Genomic DNA, 18,150 nt, shown 5'->3' on the forward strand with positions numbered 1-18,150 from the left:
TCTTTAAATTATTGAAAAAAGTTATTAAATTCAATTAATAATGTTTCATAATCTATTAATTCTGTTAAATGAATAAGAAACTGTATTTAATTGATGGAATGAGCATAGTTTTTCGCGCTTATCACGCAATGAAATCAACTGACCTGCGAAATAAGAATGGCGAACCAACAGGTGCAATTTTTGGTTTTGTCAATATAATAACTTCGTTTTTGGAAAAGGAAGCTCCCGAATATTTGGCTATAGTATTCGATACCGAGCATCCAACTTTTCGGAAAGAACTTTATGACCAATATAAAGCAAACAGAGATAGTTTCCCGGAAGATTTAGCTCCACAGTTATTAAAAATTAAAAAGTTTATACATTTAGTTGGGATAGAACAAATTGAAGTGCCAGGTTTTGAAGCAGACGATGTGATTGGAACAATAGCGAAGAAAGCCTCAAAAAACGGATATGAGGTATTATGCCTTACAAGCGATAAGGATTATTACCAATTAGTTGACGAAAAAATAAGTTTGATGAAACCTTCGCGAAAAGGAGAAGAGTTTGAAATAATACGCAGGTCGCAAGTTTTTGAAAAATTTGGGGTTAAGCCTGAGCAAGTTGTAGATGTATTAGCATTAATAGGAGATACCAGCGATAACGTGCCCGGAGTAAAAGGTATTGGGGAACGAACGGCAATACCACTGGTTCAGGAATTTGGTTCTATCGAAGAGATATATAATAATTTGGATAAAATTGAAAAATCTTCTATTAGAAGCAAATTGGAAAACGATAGAGAAAACGCTTTTTTAGCAAAAAAATTAGTTACAATAGACACAAATATAGAGAAAGACTTTAATTTGGAAGAAATGAAGTTGAAAAATCCAGATTATTATGGATTAGACAAATTTTTTGAGGAATTATCATTTGTTCAGATTCGCCAGAAATGGCAACAGAAAGGAAATATCAGCACTCATTTTGACACAATGAATAATTTTCAATTGAATGATATTGATAAAATTCAGATTAATTATCATACAGTTTCAAATTCAAATATTCGTGAAATCATTCAATATCTTAATAGTTTCGAAACTATTGCATTTGATATTGAAACGGATTCTCTCGATAGACAAACCTGTGAAATAGTTGGCGTTTCATTTTCAGTAAAGGCAGGTGAAGCATTTTATTTTCCAATTTCACAGCGAAAAGATAAAAATATTTTCAGTAACGCGACTACTCTATTTGATTTTTCGAATAGTCAAGTTCCAAATATTCAAGATAAAAACGAAAGTGAAATTCCATTTGAAACAGCTATTAGTGAAATAAGGAAAATTTTAGAAAATCCAAAAATTGCAAAATGTGGTCAAAACGCGAAATTTGATGCATTTATTTTAAAAAGGTTTGGAATTAATGTTCATCCCATAACATTTGACACTATGGTAGCAGATTATTTATTAAATCCAGAAGCACGACACAATCTTGATGCATTGAGCGAGCGTTGGCTTAATTATAAGCCTATACCAATTTCTGATTTAATCGGGGAAAACAAAAAACAGCAAATTTCTATGCGAGAGGTTCCCATTGATATTGTTTCGAAATATGCCTGTGAAGATGCTGATTTGGTGATAAAGCTGAAAAACGTGTTAGAAAAAGAACTTGAAAAAGCAAATATGTCCAAATTAGCAAATGAAATTGAGTTCCCATTAGTATCAGTTCTTACAGATATGGAATACGAAGGAGTGAAAATTGATAGAAATGTTTTACAATCAATTTCAGTAGAACTTAATGAAGAAATTTTACAGCTTAAAAAGACAATTTTTGATTATGCAGGTGAAGAATTCAATATAGATTCACCAAAACAATTAGGAGAAATTTTATTTGATAAATTACAGATAAAAGCATTGAAGAAGACCAAAACAGGATATAGCACAGACGCTTCGGTATTGGCTGAATTGGCATCTAAATATCCAATTGCAACAGCAATATTGGAATATAGGCAGTTAGTGAAGTTGAAATCAACGTATGTCGATGCACTGCCGGGACTAATTAATCCACAGACAGGTAAAATTCATACAAGTTTTAATCAAACAGTTGCTTCGACAGGCAGATTGTCTTCGACTGATCCAAATTTGCAGAATATCCCAGTTCGAACTGAAAAAGGAAGAGAAATCAGGAAAGCATTTGTTCCTACGAAGGAGGATAATGTAATAATTTCTGCAGATTATTCTCAGATAGAGCTCAGAGTGATGGCATATATATCGCAGGACAAAAATTTAATAGATGCTTTTAAGCGCGGGCTTGATATACATTCAGCCACAGCGTCTTTATTATTTAATATTGATATTGAAAAAGTAGATAGTACCCAACGAAGAGTTGCTAAAACAGTAAATTTTGGGATACTATATGGACTTGGAAGTTTTGGGTTGGCACAAAGATTAGGTATTTCAAGAACAGAAGCTTCAGAAATTATAGATAACTATTTTAAGAAATACTCTGCAATAAAAGATTACATTAATACAACGATAGAATTTGTTAGAAGGAATGGGTACGCAGAAACACTATGCGGAAGGCGGAGATATTTTACTGATATTAATAGCAAGAATTCTAATTTAAGATCTGCAGCTGAACGTGCAGCGATCAATATGCCTATACAGGGAACTGCATCAGATATGATAAAAATAGCAATGATACGTATTCATAACCGATTATCATCAGAAGGTTATAAAACACGTATGATAATGCAGGTACACGACGAATTGGTATTTGACGCACCTGAAAAAGAGCTTATTCCAATCTCCCAACTTATCGAAAGAGAAATGAGTAACGCTTTGCCGTTAGGCGAAGTTCCCGTCGCAGTAGATATTGGCTCTGGGAAAAACTGGCTCGAGGCACATTAGCCGTTAATATATTTTCATTTTAACAATCAGAACATATGTTTTAGTTACTAAATTCAACACCATAAAATAATATAAAAACATTTTGTCCTCCGAACAATTGGCTAAAATTAGCCCTGCAATAATCTCATATAAGCATTTGGATTCTGGTTCGACTGACTTAGTGAAACAAGAGAAGCTTGTTGCAAGAATTGCGACTTTATAAGTTGCAGTTGTTCTTTTGCAACGTCAGCATCTTCAAGACGAGAAATAGCAGCCTTGTAGTTCACGATTTGGCTTTTTAGCAAATCCTCCTGAGAAGATAGTCTATTTGAAATACCGCCAAGATAAGATGCTACTTTGTTGATATTCTCAATGGCATTTGCAAGACTTGTAAGAGTAACGTCTATTCTTCCGATGTCGAATATCCCAAGGTTATTAATCGAGACGCTGTCTAATAATCGCAGGTCAAGACCTGTAATTCCACCAAACATATTAGTTTGAAGAGAATTAACATCAAAATAGTTACTTTCGACATTAAAATCAACATTTTCTCTTCTCATATCAATATTGATAGAAAGCAAAGTGTTTCGAGCGTCGAGACCAATAAGGAAGTTAGCAGTATAAGAACCGCTTAGAAGCTGAGCCCCACCAAATACAGTTGAGTCAGCAACTGTTTGGATTTGCTGAGCCATACGATAAGCAGCTTTTGCAAGAGCAACTTTTTCGTCAGTCCCCATAGCACCAGAAGCAGCTTGTGCTGTAGCATCTTTAATTTTGATCATTAATTCATTAATATTGTCAAGAGAATCCATTACAATGTTTGCAACATTATGAGCATCACCGACAGTATTTAGAGCCGATTGCAAAGCACCGTTGCGAGCCATAAGGGAACGAGAAGTAATATATCCTGCAACATCGTCAGCTGCATTATTAATTCTTTTACCCGTTGAAAGTCTCAGTTGGCGGAGAGAAACATCACGATTAGAGACTTCAAGAGCGTTGTATGCATTTTCGGACGGAATATTTGTCCTTATTCTTGAATTTCCACCGATAGCAAATGGCATTGTATCACCTATTAATTAATAAACATTTATTATCTTTGTATCAACTGCAAAAATGCTTGTGGATTAGTATTTGCTTGAGCTAACGAAGCAAGAGAAGCCTGTTGCAAGAACTGTGATTTGATCAATTGTAATTGCTCTTTTGCAACGTCAGCATCCTCAATTCTCGAAATAGCAGCGTGATAATTTGTAATCTGTCCCTTTAACAAATCTTCCTGGGAGTTTAGCCTGTTAACAATACCGCCAATTAATGATGCAACCTTGTTTACATTGTCGATAGCTCTAGCCAGAGATGTTATTGTTGCTGGAAGCATACTATCGTGGAAGATACCTAAATTATCAGGAGTTACATTATCTAACAATCTGAGGTCTAATCCAGTTACACCAGCAAAATTTTCAGTCTTCATTGAATTTACATCAAAATAATTACTTGGGATATTGTAGTCCGGGTTTCTAAAAGTCATATCAACACTTAATGTAATTAGTTCGTGGCGAGCGTTAGTCCCAATAACATAATTAGCAGAATAGGAACCATCAAGAAGCTGGCGACCACCGAACACTGTAGAATCGACAACAGTTTGAATTTGCTGAGCCATACGATAAGCAGCTTTTGCAAGGGCAATTTTTTCGTCAGTACCCATTGCACCGGATGCTGCTGTAGATGCACCTTCTTTAATAAGGTTAAGTAAGTTGTAAATGTTATCGAGAGAGTCCATAAGGATGTTCGAGACATTATTTGCGTCGCCGACAGCCAAAAGAGCTGCTCTCAATGCACCATTACGTGCTTGTAAGGCACGAGAAGTAATATACCCTGAAACGTCATCTGCGGCATTGTTAATTCTTTTACCTGTTGATAGCCGCAGTTGTCTGAGCGAAATATCTCGGTTTGAAGTTTCCAGAGAATTGTAGGCATTCTCCGCTGAGATATTCGTCCTAATTCTTGCGTTTCCTCCAATAGCAAATGGCATTCTACACCTCCTGTGTTTGTAGCAATTGCCGGGGGAGCATTCGCTACAATCCAACTATTAATTAGTAAAACGATATTTAATTTTCAAATTCACAAATACTATTTTCAATATGTATGCCAACATCATACCACCATCAATTCTTTTAACTCTATCTTATCTGAAAATCAAAAGCAAAAAATTCATATTCTTCATAGAAAAAAATTTGCCATAAATGAATATTTTGTACGCAATGAAGGAATACACAACTCTTAAAAGTCTTGGTAAATCTATATTTTAAAGAAAAGGAATTACTCAAAACAACTAAATGATTATAAGTATTGCAAGTATGATATTTTGCAGATAGTTATTCAAACGGCTAATATTCGCCAAGACAACAACAGAATTATTCCGTAAAACAGTTTTTTTTGCAATCAAAAAATTGAAACTCCGAATAATATACTTGAACAATTTTAGACAATCGAATAATATTATGCACAAATTTGGAATATTTTTCGTTAATTGGTTTATTAATAAATGTCAATAAATGAATAATAATTATGAAAACAATCTTAATAGTGGGTGCAACAACAGTTACATTAGCATTAATAAGCTACTCGATAGCAATCATTAGCGAGCAAAGAAGAAAAGTTGTTTCAAAAAAAGTTTTATACTTTTTAACTACGGGTTGGATGTTAGATGTATCAGCAACAATAATGATGATTATTGGCTCAAGTAATACGCCTTTTACGTTGCACGGTGCAATTGGCTACTCTGCATTAATGCTAATGACTATTGAAACATATTTAATATGGAAAATAAAGATAAATAATGCCTGGAATGTGGAGGTGCCGAAAAATATTCATTTATATTCACGGATTGCCTATATTTGGTGGGTAGCCGCATATATTACAGGTAGTTTACTTGTTTTTATAAAGTAAATTAATCAATAATTAACTATTTTATACTTGCTTATTAATAAAGTATATAATATATTTGTTTTATGAAAACTAAGTATTATTTGATAATATTTTTATTTACATTTACGCTATCACTAATAGCGGGTGATGTTTTTATTTCTTCGTTTACTGCTAATTCAACATCAAACTCCATTGTCTTAGAATGGAGAACAATAGATGAAACAGGACTAAACAAATTTGAAATAGAGCGATCAATTAAAGGCTCTCCCTTCCAAAAAATCTCAGAAGAAAAAGCAAAAGGTGTCCCTTCATTCTATCGTTATGTTGATAGTGATGCTTTGATGAAAATATCCAGTGAAATTGATAAGAATGACCTATCTACATTAAATAAAAATTTCTACATCTATAGAATCAAATCTCTTTTCAACAATGGCAATGTAGTTTATAGTGATGAAGTAAAAGTAAATCACACTGTAAACAGTATTCGCCGTACCTGGGGAATGATAAAAGAAATGTTCAAATAATTTTTTGTTAATATTTTTTTTATTCTTTAAAATAATTTCTATTAGTTTCGTTCAATTTAATTAGTTCGGTTAAAGTTTTTAGTGTCTAAATATTTTTTTCCTATTGTTAGGAGTTTTTATGGCTAAAAAATGTTTTACCTTTTTGTTAGCAGGTATTGTATTATTACTGCTATCTGATAATCTTTCAGCTCAAACACAAAATATTACTTTTACTGTACCCAATAGCCCAACACAATATGCTTATGCTTCAAACTCACTTATTGATGCGGGATGGACAACTTTTACACGAGTTGATACCGGCTTAATAGCATCTGTATCAGTAACATTTACCTGGACTACGGATGATTGGCCAGACGAAGGATCATTTGTAATTCGTCATCCTGATAACACAACTTACAATTTAATTACTAATGGAGTTACATCCACAGGACTAACAATAACTGCTAACTCAACAAACACCTATACGATTTCATTTACAACATTTGCCAATAAACTTATTGCAGGCACCTGGGGAATGTATATAATTGATTCTTATGGAGATGGTGGACACGAAGCAACAAACATTACAGTTTCTATAGATTATACAATTCCGCCACCGATGACTTATTCATCGTCAACTACATTGCAAGTTACAAATGCTGTTGCACCTGGAGCACCTAAGGCACCAGTTATAGCAATTAGAATCACTACAAGTGGTTTGAATCCAGCAATTAATACAACAAACTTTTATTTATCAACAGCTGGTACAACTGATTTAGGTGATATTTCGAATGCAAGAATTTATTATACGGGAAACAGTGCAGTATTTGACACAACTACACAATTCGGAACTGTTGTTGTAACACCAACAGCATCATTTAATATTTCAGGAAATCAAACATTAGTATTTGGAGATAACTATTTTTGGCTCACTTTTGATGTTGATTCCTTTGCAACACAATACAATTTTATTGACGCAACGTGCGATTCAATAGTAGTTGATGGCATAACAAGATTTCCAACTACTACCAACCCAACAGGTAGTCGAAAAATAGTCGCTCCATTCAATGGAAATTATTATGTAGGCACTGGTCAAGTTTATACTAATTTAAGTTCTTTAGCATTTGATATTAGTTCGGTTGGGCTTACAGGTATTGTAAATGTTTACATTAAGAATGATATTACAGAACCACAAAGAATTACTTTCTTTACTCCTCCGATGGGCAATGGCTACCAAGTTCGTATACGACCGGATGCTAATACTACAGCAACAATTTCTGCTAATCACGGAAGCCAAGTTATGCTAATTGATGGATTTAATAATATAAGAATTGATGGTTCAAACGTACCTGGCGGAACAACAAGAAATCTAACATTTGCAAATAATAGCACTGCATCTGTTGCACACGGAATTTTTGTTCAAAATTGTTCAATGTTTGAATTAAAAAATGCGAACATACAAAATGGAAGCTCAAATACAGGAACTGGTATTGTTATCTCAACCGTCAACACAGCTACGATACAAAACAATGCAATAACTAAGGCTAATATTGGTATGACAATTCAAAATAATAGCCAAAACATTAATATAATAGGTAATCAAATTGGGAGTATGACGATATCGAATACAGTTTCTGTGGCAGGAATTAACTTTGGTACCGGTACTGGATTTACTACAAGTTGTGATGGTTTTAATGTTTCCAATAATAAAATTGATGGACTTATTTACACTGGAACTTCAGCAACATTCACTTATGCATTTTTGATTAGTAATGCTGTAAATGGTGTTGTCGAAAATAATAAAGTATTGAATGTGGTAAATAGTGCAGGCAATCACATCTCATTCAGAATTACGGCAACGGAAGCTACACCTCCGAGAGACTTAAGTTTAATTGTTCGAAATAATTCAGTCAGCAACGTAAGCGTATCTGCTTCTAGTGGTAATTACTTTGGTTTCTACAATACAACTTCTCAAAATGTTAAAATATTGCACAACACAATTGATATTGGAAGTTCATCAGTAGCTCCGATTGCAATAGGACAACGTTATCAAACCGGATGTCTCAATTACCAAGTGAATAATAATATATTTAATATTAACCCAGCAACAACCGGTGGATTAAAATATATTTATTATTTGGATGCAACTCAAACTGTTACTCCATTTTCGAATATAAATTACAACTTATATAATTTGATGACAGGGGCAAATTTTGCATTCTATCTTGGTGCAGCTCAGGCAACTTTAGCTAACTGGACAACCGCTCTTGGCGGTGGAACTGCTGATTCTGATTTCAATAGCATAATGAAACTTCCTACATTTGCAAGTGCTGGCACTCCATATCTTGAAGGTTCAGTTCTTGCTGATCCGCAATATATTGTGCCATTGCATAATGACGTTGAAACTGATATTGATGGAGAAACAAGAACAACATTAAATAACCTCGCAGGTGCAGATATTTTAATCCCTTCGGAAATTCAATTCACTACAAACTTACCACAATTCAAAGAAGAAACTGCAGGTATTACTGCTCTTGTTTACAGCGTAACTCCTCAATTAGGAACTACGTTTAATGACGGTATTACTCGAACTCCTCCAACTGGCGATTTGCCAGCAATGAATTATACCTGGTTCTTTAATAATAATGAGATTCAAACAGGAGTTAATAATTTTATTATTAATAGAAACAACTTATCTATTGTAAATACTAATGCAACTAACCACAACGGACAGTATTACTGTGTGGTGGATTTCTTTGGGACTTACGGAGTAACTAATACCTCAACCCTATCTATTGTGAATCTTCCTCGCCCTGTGTTGGTATCTCCTGTTTCAGGTACTCAAAATGTTCCAATTACACAGGTTTTCTCGTGGGGTGCTGTAAACACTGCTCTTCAATATCAAATTCAAGTTGCATTTGATGAGAACTTCCAATATATTTTTGCTTCTAACATAGTGGGAACAAACAGCACATCATTTGCAAGCTTACCATATTTCGCTAATATGTTCTGGCGAGTTAGAGCAATAAGAAATGCAGACACAAGTTTATGGAGTAATGTTTGGACGTTTAAGACTGTTGGACCACCGATTGCTCCTCCGGCAATTATTGCACCTGACAATAATTCTATTGACCTGCCTCTGACAGTTTCGTTTGTTTGGTATTCATTCCTTTCAGCTACAGGTTATACATTACAAGTTTCAACAGTAAGCAATTTCTCCACAACAATTTTCAATCAGGTTGTTACAGATACTTCAGTAACAATTTCTAACCTTCTGCCAAACACTCAATATTACTGGAGAGTTCGTTCTCTACGTGGAACAGAAATTAGTGCCTGGTCTACTGTCAGAACTTTCACAACTGGTTCGGGATTAATCATTCAATCTTATTCTCTCTGGAACGGATGGAATATGATTAGTGCTTACGTTGAACCTACAATTAGCAGCATAAGTAGTATTATGCAACCATTGACCGGTAATTTACAAATGCTCAGAAACTTTGCAGGTCAGGTTTATTCTCCATCAGTAACAAATACACTAACCAACTGGGATAAATACCAAGCATATCAAATGAGACTTACAACAAGCACAGTATATAATTTAGAAGGAACCCAAATTGTTCCGGAAAATACACCAATTACGTTAAATATGTTAGGTTGGTACTGGATACCGTATTATAGAACTTCTCCTGCATCAGTGGCAACGGCTCTCGCGTCAATTAGTGGGAAATACTTGCAGGTAAAAACAATCACAGGACAGATATATATGCCACCATTTGCTAATACGCTTACTCAACTTGAACCCGGAAAAGGATATATGATACGCCTTATTGCTAATAATGGTATACTTACTTATCCAGCAAACGGAGCAATAAAATCTACTGCAAACAATAGTAATATCAAAGAACCAAAATACTTTGTTCGACCAAATTTATCAACCGGCAAAAATGCTTTCATTGCACTTGATATTAAGGCAAACGAAGGCGATGAAATTGGTGTATTTACACGTGATGGAATGCTTGTAGGTTCAAGTGTTTGGCAAGACGGTTTGCGTGGTGTAGTAGTCTGGGGTGATGACGAATATACAATAGAAAAAGATGGTGCTTATGAAGGTGAAGAGTTAATTATCAAGATATTGAATAAATCAAACGAAGCAATTGGAAAGCTTTGTATTACTGAGAATGTAGATTTAGCAAACGGAAACAGCTACTTTTCACTACGTTACGAAACTGATGCAGTAGTTATGTTGAAAGGTAAAGTTGAATTTGAAACTACAAGTGTAATGATTGCTCCACAGCCAGCAACAAATGAATTGTATATTACATTAGGACAAGTTTCGGATAATACTGTTGATATTGACATTTATAATCAAAACGGAGATTTAGTATTTAGAAATAATGTCAATCGTACGAATGGAGCAATCAAACTCAATGTGAGCAATCTACCAAGTGGCGTATATAACGTCATAATTCGCAGTGGAAATACAACTTTAAAAGAAAAAGCATTGATTTTGCGATAATACAAATTCAAGCTTTTCCAAGTAAAGGGGTTGTTTTGAAAAAACAACCCCTTTTTTTTCGGCAAATTATTAAATAGAATGAAAAGATAATAAAGAGTGTTTATTCATCTCTTATATCAAAAAATATTTATATTTCTTGAAAATACGATAGCTAACTGTAAATATATCTAAATAACGTATGCTGTAAAAAAAATTAATAAGCTTTCAAGTATTTTCAAGTAAAATTGATATTCAATACTCAAACAATTAATCAATAATTCTGGCATATATTTTGTGTGTTTTTTAAATTAATTACAGGCTTTTTTTTTGGGGGGAAAATATGAACGAAGCATTATTAAAAGCAGGTTTTATTCTTACTTCTGCATTTATTTTTGTGCTTATAAATTCTGATATAGTTGTTAAAGTATCCACTTACATTAAAAAACAGATTGTCGGCAATCAGAAGAAATGAAAGTTTATTTCAAATATATAGTCTTTTTGCTTATTATTTTACTTGCATCGGGTTGTGCAAGCAGTGTCCGGTTTTCGAGCAATCAAACTTGTAAAACAACACGAAAAGATGAATCCGGGAATGACAGAACACTTCCCAGAAACACTTCTGAAATAGGTAAAATTGAACAGAGACAAGAAACAAATAGTTCGGAAAGAGAAAAAGTCGTAAAAATTGCTCAAAGCTGGATAGGCACTCCATATGTTTGGGGAGGAAATACCCGCGATGGTGTTGATTGTTCTGGATTTGTAAAAAACGTTTACGAAAGTATAGGAATTATTCTTCCGAGAACAGCCCAACAGCAATTTGAGTTTGCAAATAAGATTAGCAACAGAGAATTACGTCCAGGAGACCTGCTATTTTACCGAAAAGGTAATAAAATATCTCACGTAGCAATTTATATTGGTAAAGGTGAAATAATTCATTCATCTTCATCTGCAAAAGGAGTGATTAAGCAGCCATTCAATGATAACTATTTATTGAGTATCTACGCCGGAGCTGGACGAGTATTAAATTAAATAACAACTGTGAAATTTCTGGGTAACGCTCGTAAGACTCCTTCCTTCAATAAATATTCTCCAAACTTGTCGCTGAATATTGAAAAATGTGAAACTAAACAATTTGATTTTAATAAAAATTTGTCAAGTTTTTCGATAATACTGTCCTTTTCATTTATTATGGACTGAAAAAAAGTATCTTTCACCAAATACTCGTTAATCACAAGAGAACAATAATCAGAAAATGAATTTATTATTTGCAAAAGATTTGGTTTAATTCCGATTGAAGGACTGTCTGCAAAAATCTCAATTCTAATGATGATGTTTTCATCAGGCTTTCTTGCAAAGAAAAGCAAGACAACCGGTTGAGAATTAGCAATGGCAAATATGTTGTATTCGGAAATTTTTGACAAAATTTGAATAAATTCATTTGAATTTGAAAGTTCAGGCAAATCAATTTTTAACAAAAATAGCTTTTGCAAGTCGAATTTGTTTGAACTTTGGGATAGTTTGTTGTAGAGTTCCTGCAATGGAAGAAAAACATCTACAAAGCGTCTTGCTAATTCAACATCTTTGCCGAGAGATATTACAACAGTAAAAATAGAATTGAAATATGCCGATTTTGAATGAATGTTATCATTGAAATTTAAATTATCCAGAATATTTGAAAAGTTTAAAACTTCTGTTCGGAGAATAGTAGTTTTTTTAACTAACAAAAAATCAATAATATCAAGGATGCGTTGATTTTCCGGAAGGTTGAGCACTCTTGCAACTTCTGGGCTGGGACGCAATTTTCCAGAAAATGAGGTAGAAACTGAATGGACAAGCAACACAAGCTGAGGCTCTACTTCAGCAACATAGAAAAACAGGACATCACCCGCTCGCAATTTACTGTGAAGAGAAGCAGAAAATGTGCCCATTGGCAGTTTTACTTTAGCAATTTCCTTATCAATTATTTCGAGGACGGTTCCCAATACAACTTCGCCAACTTTTAACTTTTGCGTTTCTGTTTTGAGTTGCTGTCGGGACCGCATTGGAACATAGTAGTTGCCAGAGCCTCCCCCCTGCCCTGTTCGGTCTGGACCACCAATATTTCCAATATCGTTCATTAGAACTGTTTTAAAAACTTATAATTATTTTCATACAATAATCTTATGTCGTCGATACCAACCCGCAACATTGTAACGCGCTCTATTCCAAAGCCAAATGCATAGCCAGAGTATTCTTCAGGGTCTATGCCACAATTACGTAAAACATTTGGATGCACCATACCACAGCCAACCACTTCGAGCCAACCTGAGTGCTTACAAACTCGGCAACCTTTTCCTCCGCAAAGGTAACAGGTGATATCCATTTCAGCACTGGGTTCTGTGAAAGGGAAAAATGAAGGACGGAAACGAAACTTAATATCGCTACCATACATTTTTTTAGCAAAAACCATCATTGTTGCTTTTAGCTCAGCAAAATTTACGTTTTTGTCGATATATAAACCTTCTATTTGGTGAAATTCTGCAAGAGAACGAGCGGAAATAGCTTCATTACGATACACTCTGCCCGGCATAATTGTTCTAATTGGTGGTTTCTGAGATTGCATCACACGAATTTGAACAGGCGAAGTATGTGTTCGTAGTAAGATATTTTGTTGGTCAGATTTTATAAAGAAAGTATCCTGCATATCGCGGGCAGGGTGGTCGGGCTGAAAGTTTAAGGCATCGAAATTATGGTATTCGTCCTCAATATCTGGACCAGCGGCAACAGAGAATCCCATACCGACAAAAATTTCTACCATTTTATCCAAAGTTTGATAGATTGGATGGTAGGTGCCTTTGGAATGGCGTCTTCCGGGTAAAGTGAGATCAATTGTAGGTTTAGAAATCTCTTGTTCATCAAATTTTTCTTTAAGTAGTCTGAATTTGTCTTCGACTTCTTTTTTGCAAAGATTAAGTTCTTTGCCAATTATGGGTTTTTCTGCTGGTGGAACTGTTTTCATCCTATCGAAAAGAGCCTGTAATGGACCTTTTTTCACTAAATAATCGAGACGGAATTGTTCAAGCTCCTTTGAATTACCTATATTTTCAAGTTTGGCTAGCATTTCCTCTTTTAATTGAATTATTTCATTGAGCATAAATCAACCCAAATTAATTATTAATAAAACTGTAATTTATTAAAATAAAATTAAGTTTCAAACAAACTTTTATTAAGATAAAATTTATTAGTATAGAAAACGTTTTGCAAGACTGTTTGTTTCAATTTAGATTTGATGAAATGAAAATACTAATATTATGTACCGGGAATTCCTGCCGTAGCCAAATGGCAGAAGGTTTTTTAAAGCATCTTGATAGATCGTTGGAAGTTTATTCGGCAGGCACTTGTCCGGCAAACGAAGTAAATCCAAATGCTGTGAAAGTTATGCAAGAAATTGGCATAGACTTGAGCAAGCAATTTCCAAAGCTTGTGGATAAATTTATCAACGAGGAATTTGACTACGTTATTACTGTTTGTGATAATGCAAAAGAGACTTGTCCTGTATTTACAGGCAAAGTGCAAAATCGCCTTCATATTCCGTTCGACGACCCTGCCGATGCAATTGGTTCCGAAGAAGAGGTGCTTGCGGTTTATCGTAGGGTGAGAGATGAAATCAAGGAACAGTTTTCGAAATTTTATAATGAAATAAAGAACAAATAATATGGAAAAGATTGCTAAAAAACTCAGCTTTCTTGATAGATTTCTAACATTATGGATATTTATTGCAATGGCAATTGGAATTGCTATTGGTTATTTTTATCCCGGCATTACTCACTTTTGGAGCAAATTTGAATATGGCACAACAAATATTCCTATAGCATTAGGACTAATACTGATGATGTATCCGCCACTGGCAAAAGTAAGATATGAAGAATTACCCAAAGTATTCAGAAACTTTAAAGTTGTGGGATTATCTTTGCTGCAGAATTGGATAATCGGACCACTGCTTATGTTTTTTCTTGCGATAGTATTTTTGCGGGACTATCCTGAATATATGAATGGATTGATTTTAATCGGGTTAGCGCGATGCATAGCAATGGTTATTGTATGGAATGAACTTGCAAAGGGCGACACTGAATATGCGGCAGGACTTGTCGCTTTTAACTCGATTTTTCAAGTGCTGTTTTTTTCAGTTTATGCGTATATTTTTGTTACTTTATTGCCTAAATACTTTGGACTTCAGGGCACAATCGTAGATATTTCAATCGGGCAAATCGCCGAAAGTGTTTTTATATATTTGGGAGTGCCATTTATTGCTGGTTTACTGACACGTTTTATACTAATCAAAGTGAAAAATAAAATTTGGTATCATACAAAGTTCATTCCACTAATAAGTCCAATTACATTAATAGCTCTATTATTTACAATCATTGCAATGTTTTCGCTAAAAGGAGAATACATTGTAAAAATACCATTGGATGTAGTCAGAATTGCGATACCGCTTTTGCTATATTTTGTGCTTATGTTTCTTGTTTCTTTCTATTTAGGAAAAAAGATCGGGGCGGATTACTCTAAAACAGCTACACTTTCGTTTACTGCTGCGAGTAACAATTTTGAGCTTGCGATAGCAGTCGCCATTGGGGTGTTTGGTTTGCACTCCGGGGAAGCTTTTGCAGCGGTAATTGGACCACTTGTGGAAGTGCCGGTATTGATAACGCTCGTAAATGTCGCACTGTATTTTCAGAAGAAGTATTTTGTGTAGGGTTTGAGATATTTTTGGGTTGTTGATGTAAAATTATAGTCATTAATTATCCGAAATTTCTCAAACTTGCAACAAAATATTACTGGAGGATGGAACCAATTACGAGTGCAGAGGATGGTTTATATGGCGATGAAGTAAAAATATATCCCAATCCTGCTTATGAATGGGTAACAATAGATGTGAAAGATATTGTGGAATTAGGGAAAGTAGAAATAACTAATCTTTTGGGACAAACAATGAAAAAAGTAAGCAAAGATGAATTAGCGAAAAATAATCGAATTGATGTTAGAGAGTTGCAAAACGGAACATATTAAGTATTAATTCAATATCGTAATTCAATAATCAGGATACCATTATCAATATTGAGATAATAAAAAATATCGTTATAAAGTTATAAATATGATTGAATGCTGACATTATTTAAACAACCACACGAGAATAAAAAGAAAGGCTGCCCCAAAAAGTGACAGCCTTTATAATTAAACAAATACAATTATCAGTTCTTATTTTTGGTGTATTTATCCAAAAATTTAATAACTTTATCCTGCCAGATGATATATTCCTGAAGACCGGAAATAAAGTGAGTTTCATTTGGGAAAACGATTAATTCAGCAGGTATATTGCGACTGCGAGCAGCAGTAAATGCTTCGAGCCCCTGAGTGTAAGGAACGCGGAAGTCGTTCATTCCAATCGAGATAAGAATTGGGGTGTCCCAATTTTGAACATAATTGTGAGGAGAATTTTTCTCCATATTTTCGCGGTGTTGCTTGATCCAATAAGGACCTCCAAATTCCCAGTTAGGGAAGAACAATTCTTCGGTAGAGCCATACTTGCTAATAACATCGAAGACACCGTTATGAGCAACGAATGCAGAGAAACGCCCTTTATGGTTACCGGCAAGCCAGTAAGCTGCATATCCACCGGCGCTTGCACCAATTGCAGCTTTGCCTTTGGGAAGCACAAAAGGTTCTTTGCTGAATTGGTCGGTGGCAGCGAGCAAATCGTTCATTGGCATACCGCCCCAATCTTTGCTGATAGCATCGTTCCAATCTTGTCCGAAGCCGGGAACGCCGCGACGATTGGCAGCAAGCACAATATAACCATTTGCAGCGTAGATGCCAAAATTCCAGCGGTAGTGATAATTCTGGCTAATCATACTTTGAGGTCCACCCTGACAATAAGTAATAACGGGATATTGCTTAGTAGAATCGAAATCAGGAGGATAAATAATCCAAGCGTGGATTTTTTTGCCATCAAGAGCGGTAAACCAACGTTCTTCGAATTTAGCCGGATTAATATATTTTAGTCTTTCATCATTAAATTTAGTCAGTTTTAATTCTTCGGCAGTGGATAAGTCTAAGCGATAGAAATCGAGTGGATTATTGAAATTAGTCTTGCCTACTACTAAATACTTGCCATCAGGGGTTACTGCAAGCCCGTGACCGTAATCCCAATTGCCACGAGCAATTCTTTTGTTTGATTTGGCTTGGATATCGAACTCAAATAAGCTGACGACACCGGAATCAGTAGCAGTAGCATATATTTTTTTGCTATCAGGAGACCAAACAAATTCTTCTATCCATTGGTCGAAGCCATTGGTAAGTTCAAAGATTGATTTATCCTGCCTATTGTAGAGCATAAGGCGAACTCTATCGGACTCGAAGCCATTGCGTTCCTGACTTAGGAATGCAATCCAATTGCCATCAGGGGAAAAAGAAGGATGCTTATCGTAGCCGGGAAGATGTTCAGTAATATTTTCTCGTGAAAAATTAACAGATTTATCTTTAATATCTAATTTTACAAGGAAAATATCTGAATTTGTATTTCTAACAAAATCGTTGTTGATTCGAGCAGTGTAAGCAATAATTTTTCCATCGGGGGCCCAGCCAAGTTCCTCGCTTCCGCCGAAAGGTTTAAGTGGAGTATCAACAGTATCGTTTTTCATTAAATCCACAGGTTCGATGCTACCATCGACAGGCACAACAAAAAGATGGCTAAGTTTATCATCAACCCATTCGTCCCAGTGGCGAACAGGCAAATCTGTATAATGTAGAACGTTTGCTTTTGGATAATCAGGATATTCATCTTTAATTGTTTGTAGCATTTTCACTTCAGAAGTAAAGGAAATATATTTGCCGTCCGGAGACCAAAGGATATTCGATACGCCTTCGGGCAAGCTTGTAAGCTGTTTAGGTGTGCCTTTCGGAAAATCCTGAATATACACCTGGTATGAACCGGATTTATTAGAGAGGTAAGCGATTTTCTTTCCATCCGGAGAGAAAACTGGAGACATTTCATTACCTTGGTCTGAGGTAATTTGCAAGTTTTCGTTACCATCAATGGAAGTTGCCCAAATATCGCGGAAAAGTTTATTATCCGGAATTGAAGGAGTAGCAACAGTATAGACGATCCATTTGCCATTAGGAGAAAGCTGCATTTCCGAAAGCCTTTTCATCGAATATAGGTCGATTGTAGAAAGGTTGTGAGGCTTGCGGTTGATGTTATCTTCCTGAGAAATTTTTTCGCTTTCTTTTGAACATCCGAAAATTAGAAATGTAGCGAAAATCAAAAGAAACAACTTTTTCATTTTTCACCTAATAAAATTCACAAAAAATTTTATAAATATAATAAAAAATG

General features: G+C 34.9%; 14 protein-coding genes. 9 read left to right on the forward strand and 5 right to left on the reverse strand.

The features are described 5' to 3' along the window. Positions 1 to 68: 68 nt before the first annotated feature. Positions 69 to 2,876, forward strand: a complete 2,808-nt coding sequence (polA, locus tag ACY2LT_RS04035; RefSeq protein WP_491816560.1) for a DNA polymerase I — start codon at positions 69 to 71, stop codon at positions 2,874 to 2,876. A gap of 107 nt (positions 2,877 to 2,983) precedes the next feature. On the opposite strand, the gene ACY2LT_RS04040 is transcribed toward polA, so the two are convergent. After that, the gene (locus ACY2LT_RS04040; RefSeq protein WP_491816561.1) at positions 2,984 to 3,919 is read right to left on the reverse strand and encodes a flagellin; all 936 of its coding nucleotides are present in this window, start codon (positions 3,917 to 3,919) and stop codon (positions 2,984 to 2,986) included. A 29-nt stretch (positions 3,920 to 3,948) separates the two neighbouring features. Next, positions 3,949 to 4,884, reverse strand: coding sequence for a flagellin (locus tag ACY2LT_RS04045; RefSeq protein ID WP_491816562.1), 936 nt, complete (start codon positions 4,882 to 4,884; stop codon positions 3,949 to 3,951). Positions 4,885 to 5,420: 536 nt separating this feature from the next. Here ACY2LT_RS04045 and ACY2LT_RS04050 point away from each other — a divergent pair. The 5 genes from ACY2LT_RS04050 (at position 5,421) to ACY2LT_RS04070 (ending at position 11,807) form a co-directional block, all read left to right on the forward strand. Next, entirely contained in the window at positions 5,421 to 5,801 is a 381-nt protein-coding gene (locus tag ACY2LT_RS04050; protein ID WP_491816563.1) for a hypothetical protein, read from the forward strand. A gap of 62 nt (positions 5,802 to 5,863) precedes the next feature. Beyond that, positions 5,864 to 6,304 (forward strand): hypothetical protein, encoded by a 441-nt coding sequence (locus ACY2LT_RS04055; protein ID WP_491816564.1) that lies wholly within the window; start codon positions 5,864 to 5,866, stop codon positions 6,302 to 6,304. 118 nt (positions 6,305 to 6,422) lie between these two features. Further along, positions 6,423 to 10,799, forward strand: a complete 4,377-nt coding sequence (locus ACY2LT_RS04060) for a T9SS type A sorting domain-containing protein (protein WP_491816565.1) — start codon at positions 6,423 to 6,425, stop codon at positions 10,797 to 10,799. A 319-nt stretch (positions 10,800 to 11,118) separates the two neighbouring features. Next, positions 11,119 to 11,250 (forward strand): hypothetical protein, encoded by a 132-nt coding sequence (locus ACY2LT_RS04065; RefSeq protein ID WP_491816566.1) that lies wholly within the window; start codon positions 11,119 to 11,121, stop codon positions 11,248 to 11,250. Further along, positions 11,247 to 11,807, forward strand: coding sequence for a C40 family peptidase (locus tag ACY2LT_RS04070; protein ID WP_491816567.1), 561 nt, complete (start codon positions 11,247 to 11,249; stop codon positions 11,805 to 11,807). Before ACY2LT_RS04065 ends, ACY2LT_RS04070 begins: the two co-directional genes overlap by 4 nt. On the opposite strand, the gene ACY2LT_RS04075 is transcribed toward ACY2LT_RS04070, so the two are convergent. After that, positions 11,804 to 12,895 carry a hypothetical protein gene (locus tag ACY2LT_RS04075; RefSeq protein WP_491816568.1) on the reverse strand — a complete coding sequence of 364 codons (1,092 nt, stop codon included), beginning with the start codon at positions 12,893 to 12,895 and terminating at the stop codon, positions 11,804 to 11,806. The two genes, ACY2LT_RS04070 and ACY2LT_RS04075, sit on opposite strands and share 4 nt — an antisense overlap. Continuing rightward, positions 12,895 to 13,911: a phenylalanine--tRNA ligase subunit alpha gene (gene pheS / locus ACY2LT_RS04080; RefSeq protein WP_491816569.1), complete on the reverse strand. Its 1,017-nt coding sequence runs from the start codon at positions 13,909 to 13,911 to the stop codon at positions 12,895 to 12,897. Before pheS ends, ACY2LT_RS04075 begins: the two co-directional genes overlap by 1 nt. Positions 13,912 to 14,051: 140 nt before the next feature. Here pheS and ACY2LT_RS04085 point away from each other — a divergent pair, with 140 nt between their 5' ends. From ACY2LT_RS04085 to ACY2LT_RS04095, 3 genes are all read left to right on the forward strand, one after another. Beyond that, positions 14,052 to 14,471 (forward strand): arsenate reductase ArsC, encoded by a 420-nt coding sequence (locus ACY2LT_RS04085; RefSeq protein ID WP_491816570.1) that lies wholly within the window; start codon positions 14,052 to 14,054, stop codon positions 14,469 to 14,471. 1 nt (position 14,472) lies between these two features. After that, positions 14,473 to 15,513, forward strand: a complete 1,041-nt coding sequence (gene arsB, locus ACY2LT_RS04090) for an ACR3 family arsenite efflux transporter (RefSeq protein ID WP_491816571.1) — start codon at positions 14,473 to 14,475, stop codon at positions 15,511 to 15,513. 89 nt (positions 15,514 to 15,602) lie between these two features. Beyond that, positions 15,603 to 15,827 carry a T9SS type A sorting domain-containing protein gene (locus ACY2LT_RS04095; RefSeq protein ID WP_491816572.1) on the forward strand — a complete coding sequence of 75 codons (225 nt, stop codon included), beginning with the start codon at positions 15,603 to 15,605 and terminating at the stop codon, positions 15,825 to 15,827. Positions 15,828 to 16,009: 182 nt separating this feature from the next. Here ACY2LT_RS04095 and ACY2LT_RS04100 read toward each other — a convergent pair whose 3' ends face one another. Then, a complete protein-coding gene (locus ACY2LT_RS04100; RefSeq protein WP_491816573.1) occupies positions 16,010 to 18,100 on the reverse strand; it encodes an alpha/beta hydrolase family protein in 2,091 nt (696 codons plus the stop codon). Positions 18,101 to 18,150 lie beyond the last annotated feature (50 nt).

The sequence above is a fragment of the Eximiradius proteiniborus genome (genome assembly GCF_058546985.1).

Bases quoted from the DNA above. Each gene is read 5' to 3' on its own strand.
- ACY2LT_RS04095 (WP_491816572.1), top strand. From the start codon at position 15,603: ATGGAACCAATTACGAGTGCAGAGGATGGTTTATATGGCGATGAAGTA.
- ACY2LT_RS04085 (WP_491816570.1), top strand. From the start codon at position 14,052: ATGAAAATACTAATATTATGTACCGGGAATTCCTGCCGTAGCCAAATG.
- ACY2LT_RS04075 (WP_491816568.1), bottom strand. From the start codon at position 12,895: ATGAACGATATTGGAAATATTGGTGGTCCAGACCGAACAGGGCAGGGG.
- arsB (WP_491816571.1), top strand. From the start codon at position 14,473: ATGGAAAAGATTGCTAAAAAACTCAGCTTTCTTGATAGATTTCTAACA.
- ACY2LT_RS04050 (WP_491816563.1), top strand. From the start codon at position 5,421: ATGAAAACAATCTTAATAGTGGGTGCAACAACAGTTACATTAGCATTA.
- ACY2LT_RS04065 (WP_491816566.1), top strand. From the start codon at position 11,119: ATGAACGAAGCATTATTAAAAGCAGGTTTTATTCTTACTTCTGCATTT.
- polA (WP_491816560.1), top strand. From the start codon at position 69: ATGAATAAGAAACTGTATTTAATTGATGGAATGAGCATAGTTTTTCGC.
- ACY2LT_RS04070 (WP_491816567.1), top strand. From the start codon at position 11,247: ATGAAAGTTTATTTCAAATATATAGTCTTTTTGCTTATTATTTTACTT.
- ACY2LT_RS04045 (WP_491816562.1), bottom strand. From the start codon at position 4,884: ATGCCATTTGCTATTGGAGGAAACGCAAGAATTAGGACGAATATCTCA.
- ACY2LT_RS04060 (WP_491816565.1), top strand. From the start codon at position 6,423: ATGGCTAAAAAATGTTTTACCTTTTTGTTAGCAGGTATTGTATTATTA.
- ACY2LT_RS04055 (WP_491816564.1), top strand. From the start codon at position 5,864: ATGAAAACTAAGTATTATTTGATAATATTTTTATTTACATTTACGCTA.
- ACY2LT_RS04040 (WP_491816561.1), bottom strand. From the start codon at position 3,919: ATGCCATTTGCTATCGGTGGAAATTCAAGAATAAGGACAAATATTCCG.
- pheS (WP_491816569.1), bottom strand. From the start codon at position 13,911: ATGCTCAATGAAATAATTCAATTAAAAGAGGAAATGCTAGCCAAACTT.
- ACY2LT_RS04100 (WP_491816573.1), bottom strand. From the start codon at position 18,100: ATGAAAAAGTTGTTTCTTTTGATTTTCGCTACATTTCTAATTTTCGGA.